The following is a 12,076-nucleotide window of genomic DNA, read 5'->3' on the forward strand; positions in this document are numbered from 1 at the left end:
AAAGAGAGTGTTGCAGTGAAAAGTAAGTTACCTCAGGTTGGAATTAGTATCTTTAGCCAAATGACGGCATTAGCGAACGAGCATGGTGCGATCAACTTATCGCAAGGCTTTCCGGAGTTTGATGCGCCTGATTACCTAAAGTCACAATTGAGTCACTATGTTGGCGAAGGTCAAAATCAGTATTCGCCTTCTGCCGGCATACCGAGCTTGCAAGCACAAGTTGCGGCATTAATTGAGCGTCGTTATCAGGTGAGTGTTTCAGGACAAGAACAGATCACGGTGACCTCCGGTGCAACGGAAGCACTCTTCGTGGCAATTCAGGCAATAGTATCTGAAGGGGACGAAGTTATTGTATTCGATCCGGCTTATGACTCCTATGAGCCTGCAATTGAACTTGCTGGCGGAAAAGCCGTACATATTGCATTGACCGCGCCACATTACCAAATTGATTGGCAACAAGTCGCAGAGAGTATCAACCCAAATACCCGTGCTATTATCATCAATACACCGCATAACCCGTCGGCTAAAACGCTGAAGCCGTCAGATTTAGAGCAACTAAAACAGCTGCTAAATCAGCATGACTTGTTATTGATCAGTGATGAAGTATACGAGCATATTACCTTTGATGGTTTGCCCCATCTGAGCGCATTAACTGATCCTGCATTGTTTGAGCGTGCGTTTGTGATCTCTAGCTTTGGTAAAACCTTTCATAGTACAGGCTGGAAAATGGGTTACTGTGTGGCGCCAAAGCAAATGACTGTTGAGTTTAGAAAAATCCATCAGTATGTAACGTTCTCAAGTTTCACTCCGGCACAACTTGCATTGGCTGATATGCTTGCTGAACACCCTGAGCACGTTGATGAGCTGAGTGGGTTTTATCAACAAAAACGCGATGTACTGGTTAAGGCGTTAGCGTCAAGCCGATTTACGCTATTACCAAGTGAAGGGACTTATTTTTTGCTTTTGGATTACAGTGAAATTTCTGATCTTGATGATGTTGCCTTTTGTCACTATCTGGTGGAAGAGGTTGGGGTTGCGGCAGTGCCACTCAGCGTTTTTTACCAACAAGCACCTGAAGACAAGGTCATTCGATTGTGCTTTGCTAAGGAAAATCAGACATTAGAAGAGGCTGCAAAACGCTTATGTCAACTTTAACCGTTACCCTTGTTCAAACAGATATCCAGTGGCTTTCACCTGAGGCCAACTTTACCCATATTGAACGTTTGCTAGAAAATGTCGAGCCAAGCGATTTAATTTTGCTACCAGAAACATTTGCTACCGGCTTCGCCGTAAAAGAGCCGGATGCTGAGCGCTATGCTGATGCAGCCATCGAGTTTTTACAGCAATGTGCTCAGTGCTTTGAAGCTGTTGTAGCGGGCAGCGTACTGGTTCCGCAAGGAGATAAAAAGGCTAACCGTATGGTGTGGTGCCAGCCGGATGGAAAGATACTTCATTATGACAAAAGACACTTATTCTGTTTGGGTAATGAAGGCGATTTTGTCGTTGCTGGTGAGCACCGTGAAGTGTTCGAATTAAAAGGCATTAAATTCTTACCGCAGATCTGCTATGACTTACGTTTCCCAGTATTTCAGCGCAATCAGACCGATTATGAGGTTATGGTTAATATTGCAAACTGGCCAGCGGCACGCCGAAATCATTGGGATACCTTACTGGCTGCTCGCGCAATCGAGAATCAGTGCTTTGTGCTTGCGGTAAATCGCGTAGGTGAAGATGGGTATGGCACTGCGCATAATGGTGGTACTAAAGCGATTGACTTCAATGGTAATAGCATTGTTTCGGCAGCAGATGACCAAGCAGAAGTTATTACCGTAAAGCTAAAGCTGAGCGATTTGCAGCAGTATAAAGCTAAATTTCCAGCCCATCTCGATGCGGATAAATTTACGCTGGCATAATACACATTGGTACAGGCATAACATGCCCAACTAAAAGGCTTAGTTGGGCATGTTCTAACTCGAAACTCAACTGGCCCTAAGATGCATTATATTGATGCACAAGCAATTCACCTTCTCTACCTGTGGCGCTGTAATCATTTTTTGATAAACGGAAATAGCTCAATTGGGAGCGCATTTCATGGGCTTGCTCGGCCATTTGTCTCGCTGCTGCCATCGTTTCTTCGGTAATTGCAGAGTTTTCTTGAATAAGATCTGTCAGCCTTTGCACCACCAAATCCACTTCTTTAATGGCTTGCTGCTGCATTGAAGTTGACTCATTGATTTTAATGATGTTGTTATTTACATCACTCACGGCACCAACGATTTGTTGCAGCTTTTCACCGGAACTATTGGCAAGTTCAGTCCCTTGCTCTACCTTCTGATTACTGTTTGAGATAATTTCTTTGATTTGCTTTGCAGAGGCGGCGCTACGCCCTGCCAGCTCTCGTACTTCGTTTGCAACGACTGCAAAGCCACGGCCATTTTCTCCCGCTCGTGCCGCTTCAACGGCAGCATTGAGTGCCAGCAGGTTGGTTTGAAACGCAAGTCCATCAATCACCGATACAATCTCATTAATGTCTTTACTGGCTTTGTTCACTTCAATTATTGCAGCTACGGTTTGGGCAGATAAACTGCCTCCTTCTTTGGCTATGTTTTCTGCGTTTGTTGCCAGTCCTACGGCATCACCAGATTGGTTTGAAACCTTAGTGAGTTCATCTAACATATTACCAGTGCTGGCACTGGCTTCTTCTAAGTTTGCTGCTTGCTCTTCTGTGCGTTGACTGATTTCAGTGTTACTCGCCGCTATTTCTCCGGCACTTTGAGCAACATAATTTGCAGCGGCTTGGATCCCTTCGATTACACTGGTGAGTTTTTTAATTGTGGTATTGGTGTCATTTTGCAAAGACTTAAACACACCAAAATATTCACCATTTACTTGATTACTTAAGTCACCCTGAGCAACGTTGGCCAACACGCTGCTCACTTCGGAGATTGCCCCAGAGACCTGTAAGGTCGAGTCATTTACATTCTCTTTAAGCTGTTGCAGCTGACCTTGTAGTGGCAACTCTATTTTTTGACTAAAGTCTCCTTCGGACATTGCGCCCATTACGCTGCCGAGTTCTTCGATGACCTGATTGAGGTTCTCGACTGAACGGTTGATATCACCTTTGAGATTATCAAGCTGGCCAGACATCGCAGATTGAATGGTGCGGTCGAATCGACCATGGCTAATAGCCATCATCACCGTAGAAATTTCCGAGATAGCAACATCAACGGCGGTCACAGAAGCATTGATATTATCTTTAAGTTGCGCGAGCTGGCCCGTTGCTACCACATCCACTTGTTGTTTAAAGTCGCCGTTGCTGACGCCAGCCATCACAGTGCCTATTTCTTTCATTACTCTGTCTAGGTTTGCCATGCTGGAGTTGATATCTTGTTTTAAGGTATCTAATTGGCCTGCGAGAGGGGCATCGAGTTGCGCAGAAAAGTCGCCTTGGCGTAGTGCAGACATAATCGTGCTGATACCGTCAATCGCACTGCTAAGGCTGCGTACGGAATTATTTACCGAATCTTTAAGTTGCGCTAATTTTCCTTTAGCGGGCACGGTGACTTGTTCCTTAAAGTTACCTTGCTCAATATTGGTCATCACATGAACAATACCGTTCATAGTCGAATTAATCGATGCCAAAGAATCGTTAATATTATTTTTGAGCTTGTCTAAATCGCCAGACATGGGGGCATTAAGTTTGGTATCGAAGCGACCATTTGCCATATCAATGGAAATTTCGTTGAGCTCAGAAATCGCTCGACTTAACGTATTAGCACAATGGTTAGTGGCTTCTTTTAGGGTTTCAAGCTCGCCCCGACACGGTACTTTGATGCGGTCGTCAAACTTGCCCGAGGCCATTTGATTCATGACGCGATTAGCCTCTGTAATAGAAAGCTGTAAGGCATCTAGTAGTGAGTTGAATGCCTGTGCACTGTTACCTATTTCATCATGACTACGAATGGGGGCACGCAATGAAAAGTTACCTTCCTGTTCAACTGATTTCATGGTTTCTACCAACTCGTGAACAGGTTTGGTAAGTGTTTTTGAGAACCAGTAGGCGACGATCAGTACTAATACTATAGTGACCGCTAAAATAATCATCAGGTATTGAGAGAGCGAGGTGATAGAAGCAAACGCTTCCGCTTCGTCAATTTCGGCAAGCAGTGCCCAGCGCGTATTAAAGACTTCCACTGGTGTATAGGCAGATAACACGGCTTCGCCGTTGTAGTCTTCAATAACCTGTTGTCCAGATTGATTATTTAATGCTTGAGAGACTGCAAGGGTGGCTACCTTGCCGCGTTCAGGGTATCGAAATGAATTCACCACGGAATGATGTTGTGGATCTAAGAATGAGTCTGAACGCATCAGGCCCTCAGGGCCAACTAGGTAGGTTTCACCACTTTCTCCCAAGCCTTCTCGCTCGGTCATAATGGCATTGATGGCATCAATAGATAGCTGTGCAGCTACAATTGCAACGGTTTGGCCATTCACCACGATAGGTTTGGCAATAAAACTAGCGGGTGCATTATAGGAGGGGAGGTATTGTTTGTAGTCTGCGAAAGCGCTGATTGTTGGATCCGTTGAGTCCTTCAGTTCTTGATAAAGAGAAGCTAGATTACTATTGGCATAAGGACCCGTTTCTAGTGACGTAGCAAAATCAACCTCTTTAAATACAGAATAGACAATATTTCCATTACTTGGGTCAATGATAAAGATATCGTAAAACTCATAAATGTCGGCGATGTTAAGCATATATGGATGGTAACTGCGGTGAGCAAGGTCATAACTATCTAAGTGACCGGTTTCAATAAATTTGTATTTTTCGCCAACTGGGTAGGGGTTGCTTGCTAAGTAACGTGCTTGCAGCGCAAGCCCAGACTCTGAAATGTTACCAATTAGCCTTGCCGTGCTCGTATCTTCGGGGTTTTCTTGATTGAATTTAGGTACGAACACTTCATCATAAAATCGAGATAATTTGGCATAGTTAATATCGGCCTGAGCGCTAGGAAAGCTGGTAATAAACTCTTGTGCAATCACAGGAAGTAATGGGTTTGCCGTAAAGGCATCGAGTTTATCATCAACGGTCTTAAAGTAACGATTAACCGCGCTTTTTTTAATCTCACTAACGGCACCAAGTTGTGAATATACTTGCGCTGTCATGGCATTCGATGCGGTATTAAGTGCGATGGAAATAATTACTATCAACGGCACGAGCGCGACGATTAGAAATGCAAAAATCAGCTTTTTAGTTAAATTAAGAGAGTTAAAAAATTGCGAAAACCCAGACATAACCTAATTCCTTGTTGCTATGGAAGTACCTATAACAGCATAGAACAGTATTGATTAAGATCTAGACAAAAAATAAAAAACCCGGCTATCTAGATAGCCGGGCTTGTAAACTTAACGTTTCACGCTTCAATCGTGCTACGTATTAGTGTTTCCAATGATAGGTATGGGCCTTTTCTTCCATATACTCAGCAGTTGCTGGATGCATTTGGGTTTGTGCGCCATTTTCAAAGAAGAAAGGCTGACGTTTATTGTCATAGTTGCCGATTTCATTCATGGTGGCCGCATCGTAGATACGGCCATTGATCACGGTGTAGGCAACTTTCTCTGAATCACGGATGTTAGACAGCACATCACCATCTATGATGGCAAGATCGGCGAGTTTTCCCTGTTCGATCGTACCGAGGTCACGGTCCATACCTAGATATCTTGCACCGTCGATTGTACCGCTGCGAAGCGCCTGCCAAGGTGTAAATCCGCCTTGTGCCATAGACCATAATTCCCAATGTGCAGCTAGACCTTCACGCTGGCCGTGAGCACCAATGTGCACAGTCACACCCTTATCGCGAAGCTGTTTTGCGGTTTTGGCGACATTGATATGGTTATAGTGACGTTCAGGTGCTTTGCTTGGACGAATTGATCTTGGCTTTACCACATACTCAGGAACGAAGCTCATTAAGCGCTCGTTTTCCCACACATTAGTGTGTTGATACCAGTATTCTTCGCCAGAGATACCGCCATAGGCAACAACGAAAGTTGGTGTAAAGCCAACATTTGTTTGTCCCCACATTTGTTCGATATCAGAGTAAATATTCGGTATCGGTAGGGCATGTTCAACACCAGTATGACCATCGACTATCATGTTCATGTTGTGTTGGAATTTTGAACCACCTTCAGGCACAACCATGATTTCCATGTTCTTCGCCGCTTCCAATACTTGCTGACGTGTCTCACGGCGAGGGTGGTTGTAACTCTTCACTGAAATAGCGCCAGCGTCTTTTAGGCGTTTAACGTGGAACTCTGCGTCTTCAAGGTTACTGATTGGTGTTTTATAACCCGGCGCGTGACCAGCATATAAAATACGTCCAACAGAATAGGTACGTGGCGCGACCGTTAAACCCGTTCTTTGTAGTTCTGCCATAGAAAATACCTCGGCAGAGTTATTTGATGGATCATGGATAGTCGTTACACCAAAGCTAAGATTAGAATACTGATTCCAGTTTTGCTGTGGCTGTAGGTTATAGCTACCGTAACTGCCATGTGCGTGGGCATCGATAAGGCCTGGGATCACGGTTTTACCGCTAATATCCATTACTTTAGCTGTGCTAGGAACGTCTAGCTCACCTTGCTTACCGACTGCAACGATGCGATTCTCTTTGATTAGGATCACACCATTGTCGATGATTTCTTGTTCGTTCTCAGCGTTACGCATAGTCACTACTTTACCGCCGACTAACGCAATCATACCTTCAGGCTTATCTGCTTTTTGCTCAAAACTCAAGTCGATACCTTCAGCGGTTAGCTCGTCGGTGTTGTCAGATGCACCATCGACGAAAGCGAAAGTGTCAGTCAGTTTGCGCTGATAAAGTGTGGGACCAAATGCCCAAGTTAGCGCGCTGCTGTCCGCTTTCCAATTTAGGAAATCACCAGAGTACTTTGACACTTGCTTAACTGGGAAAGCTTTCTCACCCTTGTTAATGGATAAGGTCTTACCTGTACTGGTAAAAGGTGCAACAAACGTATTGAAATGCTCGATAAATGCAACATATTGGCCATTTGGAGAGACCTTAAAGTCAAAGACGTAATCACCTTTGAAGTGGCCACGTTCTTCTTGACCATTGAGGTTAACACTTTTTAGTTCGCGATGTGTTTCATCACTCATGGTGGAGAAGTAAATGCGCTCAGAGTCGGCTCCAAAGTGCGGATTGTCGCCGCGTTTAATGATGCGTTTTGCTTCACCGCCGTTGGCATTAACTAGATAAATCCCTGGATGCATTGACCAGTCACCGCTTAGCAAGTAGCCACCGGTTACCTTTTTAAATAGCACGTTTTTGCCATTTGGTGAAAAGCTAGGTGAGATATAGTGACCAGGTTCTTGGGTGATCACTTTACCTTTACCACCGTTTGCAGACACAACACGTATTGCGCCTAAGTCTTTATCACTCCAAGTTGTGTAAACGATAGACTTGCCATCGCGAGAGTAGCTTGGGTAGAACTCAAAGTGGTCGGTTTGCTTAGTGAGGCGTTTTACTTTGCCTGACGCAATGTCTTTTACGTAAAGGTAGCCAAGCGCTTGGAATAGTGCAGTTTCACCATCAGGAGAAATTTGAGACCAGCGTGCAAGTTTGACTTTAAAAGTGTCAGGCGCGACATCTACCGCAAAGCGTAGCGCCGGTGTGATTTGTTTTTCAGCGACAACGCGAGTAGGGATGACGTTGACCTCGTGCGATGCGATATTGACGCGGTTGAATACCCCTTTCGCCCAAAAAACGAGGGATTTACCATCCGGCGTGTAAGCAAAAGAAGGTGTGTTACCATGTGCGCCATTGGCTTCTTGTAAATCGCGATCAAGGCCGGCATAAACACGAGTTTCGACGCCAGAGTGTAAATCTTTAATATATAAGGAACCGATCATTTCGTTGCCGTTATCTTCGCGTTTAACAAACGCAATAGATTTACCATCAGGACTGACGGTTGGACGAATAGCACCGCCAGCACCACGGATCACTGTCTCTTCTTCACCGGTTGCTAAATCCCAACTACGAATTTCGAATACAGCGTCGAGCGAGTTTTTGTTATATTCCCAGCGCACGCCAGAGGTCGCATCAACTGAGTAATAGATTTTCTTGCCATCGTGAGAAAAAGCGGGCTCTGCAACGTTCTTTTGCGATTTTGCACCATGTAGACGCTCGCGAACCAACACGCCTTTACCGCCGCTGATGTGATACATACGAATAGAGCCACCTGGAATGGTACGCCCCGTTACTTGACCTTGCTTAACTGCAATGTATTGACCATCAGGCGACCATGCAGGGTTGTGAACAATATTATTCACTTCTTTTGATACCTGACGCAGGTTTTTGCCATCTACGTCCATCACCCACAGGTTATCGCCACCTGCGCGATCGGAGATAAATGCGATGTGCTTGCCATCAGGCGAAAACTTAGGTTGAATGTTCCAGCCCATGTCGGATGTTAAGGCTGTTGCTTTACCACCGCCAATTGGCATGATGTAAAGGTCGCCAAGCATATCAAAGACGATGCTTTTACCATCAGGGCTAACATCTAAGTTACTCCATGTGGTTTCGTTGGTATCGATGGTGATGGTTTGCTTTTCACCTGGTGGGTTGAGCACATCCCAGCCTTTGGTTGACTTCTCTTCTTTTTGCGTGGCTGTAACGGCATCATCAGCGCTGGCTGGCTGAGCCAAACCAATCACAGCAGCACCAATAGCAATGGCTAATGGTGATTTAAAAAATGACATAGATGTTCCCTTAATTTTATAGTTATTGCCCAAGGCGAGCAGTTTGCCTCGGTTAAATTAGCGTTAATGTACATGCTTACTAAGCATGAACAAGTTTTATTATGATGTCGAACAACATGCGTTTAATGACGCTTAACCTATCGCCTCTTTACGAACAAAGTGGAGATATGCAGCGAGACTGTCTTGCCATAGCGTCATGGCTTCTGTGAGTTCATCATGGCAGGATTTGCCATCCAATAAGCGGCGCTCTGCTTTTTTCAAATTTGAACCATAGCGGTTAAACCCGAGTTGTAACGCGGTGCTGGCTTGACGATGAAGCTGTCTAATACATTGATCTTCGTCTTGCTCTAATAGCTGCTGAATATGGATGAGTTTATTACGAGCCGACAACACAAACTCGTTGTAAATCGAAGAGACTTCATCTTCACTAAATCCAGACTTTAGGGCATTTACAGCCGTTTCATCGTATAGGATATCGGGCAACTCGACGCTGACATTGGCTTTTTTGGGAGACTGAGACTCGCTAAGCGCTTGGCGTAATTTTTCTTGCTTTATCGGTTTGCCAACAATATCGCGAATGCCGAGTGCCAAGTATTCTTTAACCTCATCAGGGCTGAGGCTTGCGGTAAAGGCTAGGAAAGGGGTTCGTTTGTTTTTATGCTCACAATTTTGTAGCTGCTTTAATACTTCTTGCCCGGAAAGATCGGGTAAGTTCATGTCTAACAACACCACATCGAAATGGTGCTGTATTAGCATCTCGATGGCGCTTTTACCATTGGTTGCCAATTTAACCTTATGCTCATCTTCTGCCATAAACTCAATAGCGATTTTTTGGTTGAGATCCAGGTCTTCTACCAACAGTACTTTCAGACCGGTGATACAGTTATCGTGCTGCGGGCGCTGCTCTACTAAGCTCAGTTCACCAATGTTTAGTAGTAAATCAAAACTGAATGTACTGCCTTTGTTAAGCTCGCTTTGAATATCTAGCTGCGAATTCAGACGGTTGAGTAGGCGACTGGTAATGGCAAGCCCCAAGCCCGTACCACCCTTAACTTTACCTGCACTACTTTGTACGTATGGCTCGGTCAGCTTATTAATATCTTCACTATCAATACCTGGCCCTGAGTCCGTGATACTAAAGCGCACTTTATGCTCAATTTGTTGGTCTTTTAAAATCTCAACTTTGAGCTTTACTTCCCCTTTGTCGGTGAACTTAATGGCATTACCAACAAGGTTAATAAGAATTTGCCTCAGCTTTTGTTGGTCAAAGTAATAGCACACCTGATCGGGCAGTTCGTACACCAGTTCAAAGTGTAGTCTCTTTTGCTCTGCAAGCGGGCTTAGCAATAAGCAAAGGTTTTGTAGCCAACTTCTAAGCTCAACATCCTCTTCGTACAAGGCTTCATCACTTTGCTCCAAACTGGCGTAGTCTAGTACTTTATCAATCAGTAAATTTAGCGACTCTGCAGAGTTTACGATAGCCTCACAGTAGGCCTTGTTGCGACTATCTCTGGTGCGTCCCAGTACAAGTTGGGCGCTGCCCAAGATACCGTTAAGCGGAGTTCGTATCTCATGACTGATCGTTGATAAAAACATACCGCGCAGCTCAAGGTCTTGTTGTGCCTTTAATGCAAGTTTATTAAGGTTTTGTTCTCTTTGCTCGTTACATAACAGCGCCATGCCTGTTGCATAAAAAATGGGAGCAAGGACGCCATTGAAGAAAATAGTGATGGTAAACCAGTTCTCTTTGAAAAGCGTGAAATGCGTCACTTCTCCCATTAATAGGGTTCTGCCGGTAAATATCACCAATATAATAAGTAGAATGGTGATATAGACTATGCTGCCGTTAGGGTATTTATTTCGTGCGAAGCGGATAAAGAAATAGAGCAGGAGTGTCGCTTCAGCTAAGTGTTGTAAGTCTGAGATAAGGATCCTGTCTCTCAGGCTAGGAGAGAAAATACTGCTGTACATCAACAAAATGAAAAGCCCTGCTGTAACGCCGAGAAACACTTTAAAGGATGGGCCTTTAACCCCTAAAAACTGCCTTATCGCCATACAGTGGATGATGGAGGCCGTGAATAGCAAGGTATTAGCAATGGGAATAGTTTCCCAATTGTCAAAATAGCCGTGTAGTGCAAAGGAAGAAATCGCACAAAGCAAAACCAGAGGGTAAAAAATATAGAGCAGCGTTCCGGGAGTGCTTTTATTCGCTCGCCACGTTAAAAAGGTAAGGAGTGCCATCATTGCCGTCATGACGAGGCTGGTTAGGTAGAGGGTTTTTGGGTCGAGCATTTACCTAAAACTGCTTCTTGTTGCGAAAAAACTTAGCATAGAGGTATTCGTTGAGGCAGTAAAGCCCGTATGAAACAGAAGCTTCGATATCACGATGTCAGCGCTGTCTTCCCCCGCTGACTTGCGTCAGCAGGTTAAAGACATATGAAGCTTAGCGAATTTCGTCAGGAATATTCTGCTGAGCCCATGAAAGGAGTTCGATACGGTTACGACATTTGGTCTTACGAAATGCACTGTACAGATGCGTTTTCACCGTATGTGGACTGATATTTAGCTCTTCAGCGATCTCTTTGTTTTTCGCGCCTTTACTCATTAGCGCGATAATTGCTTTTTCTCGCTTAGTGAGCTTAACAGGTTCGATATCACCTTCGGTTAGTTTATGTAATGCATCTTTATTAAATTGCAACATGCGATTTAACACATTACACATCACGTCACGGCGATACCACAGTTGATCTTCAAGCAACAAACGGATCCCTTTCATTAGCACGTCGGCGTTGTCTGTCGTGTAAAATACACCACGAATACCGCTTAGCAGCGCACGATTGGCAAGCTCCGGGTTTTCATCTAAGTTGAATAGCACGATATCGCATTTAACTTTGAGGTTGACTAGTTGTTCTTTTAATTGACCCCAAGAATCGTTCACTGCGGTTTCGATGAAAAGTAATCGAGTGCCTTCAGGCACATCTGAGATATCAGTTCCGATAGTAACATCCAACCCTTGGGTTTTTAACAAAGGTTGTAACACATTGATACCAATGGTGTTAACCGGTTCTTTATCTAATAACAAAAAAGCACTACTGCTCATTTTTGGACACACTCTAATTTTTCCGATTTCTCAATGCTAACATGGGATTCAGACCTTTTGTATTAGAATTTTTAGTACAAGATAGAGAAATCCGCTATATAACAAAGTGAAATAATAAATCGAAATTATGTACAGAATATGTATTTAAATGTAATTTGTTGAAATAAGTAAGCTTTTAACAATTGCTGTTAATAACTTACTTA

At 44.1% G+C, this 12,076-nt stretch carries 6 protein-coding genes; 2 read left to right on the plus strand and 4 right to left on the minus strand.

What is annotated here, in order from left to right; genetic code table 11:
* Positions 1-15 precede the first annotated feature (15 nt).
* Both DS891_RS15355 and DS891_RS15360 read left to right on the plus strand, forming a co-directional pair.
* The gene (locus DS891_RS15355) at positions 16-1,155 is read left to right on the plus strand and encodes a methionine aminotransferase (protein WP_174170261.1); all 1,140 of its coding nucleotides are present in this window, start codon (positions 16-18) and stop codon (positions 1,153-1,155) included.
* A complete protein-coding gene (locus tag DS891_RS15360) occupies positions 1,143-1,913 on the plus strand; it encodes an amidohydrolase (protein WP_174170262.1) in 771 nt (256 codons plus the stop codon). Before DS891_RS15355 ends, DS891_RS15360 begins: the two co-directional genes overlap by 13 nt.
* Before the next feature lie 76 nt (positions 1,914-1,989).
* Here the strand turns inward: DS891_RS15360 and DS891_RS15365 are convergent, their stop codons facing one another.
* From DS891_RS15365 to DS891_RS15380, 4 genes are all read right to left on the minus strand, one after another.
* Positions 1,990-5,292, minus strand: coding sequence for a methyl-accepting chemotaxis protein (locus DS891_RS15365; protein WP_174170263.1), 3,303 nt, complete (start codon positions 5,290-5,292; stop codon positions 1,990-1,992).
* A 142-nt stretch (positions 5,293-5,434) separates the two neighbouring features.
* Complete coding sequence (locus DS891_RS15370) at positions 5,435-8,773, minus strand: amidohydrolase family protein (protein ID WP_174170264.1); 3,339 nt, start codon at positions 8,771-8,773, stop codon at positions 5,435-5,437.
* A gap of 132 nt (positions 8,774-8,905) precedes the next feature.
* Positions 8,906-11,065, minus strand: coding sequence for an ATP-binding protein (locus DS891_RS15375; protein ID WP_174170265.1), 2,160 nt, complete (start codon positions 11,063-11,065; stop codon positions 8,906-8,908).
* Between the two features lie 151 nt (positions 11,066-11,216).
* Positions 11,217-11,873 carry a helix-turn-helix transcriptional regulator gene (locus tag DS891_RS15380; RefSeq protein WP_010606850.1) on the minus strand — a complete coding sequence of 219 codons (657 nt, stop codon included), beginning with the start codon at positions 11,871-11,873 and terminating at the stop codon, positions 11,217-11,219.
* Positions 11,874-12,076 lie beyond the last annotated feature (203 nt).

The sequence above is a fragment of the Pseudoalteromonas sp. JC28 genome (genome assembly GCF_013319255.1).
In the GTDB taxonomy this organism is placed as follows: domain Bacteria; phylum Pseudomonadota; class Gammaproteobacteria; order Enterobacterales; family Alteromonadaceae; genus Pseudoalteromonas.

Excerpts from the sequence above, each read along its gene's own strand:
- DS891_RS15360 (WP_174170262.1), top strand. The coding sequence starts at position 1,143 with ATGTCAACTTTAACCGTTACCCTTGTTCAAACAGATATCCAGTGGCTT.
- DS891_RS15365 (WP_174170263.1), bottom strand. The coding sequence starts at position 5,292 with ATGTCTGGGTTTTCGCAATTTTTTAACTCTCTTAATTTAACTAAAAAG.
- DS891_RS15370 (WP_174170264.1), bottom strand. The coding sequence starts at position 8,773 with ATGTCATTTTTTAAATCACCATTAGCCATTGCTATTGGTGCTGCTGTG.
- DS891_RS15375 (WP_174170265.1), bottom strand. The coding sequence starts at position 11,065 with ATGCTCGACCCAAAAACCCTCTACCTAACCAGCCTCGTCATGACGGCA.
- DS891_RS15380 (WP_010606850.1), bottom strand. The coding sequence starts at position 11,873 with ATGAGCAGTAGTGCTTTTTTGTTATTAGATAAAGAACCGGTTAACACC.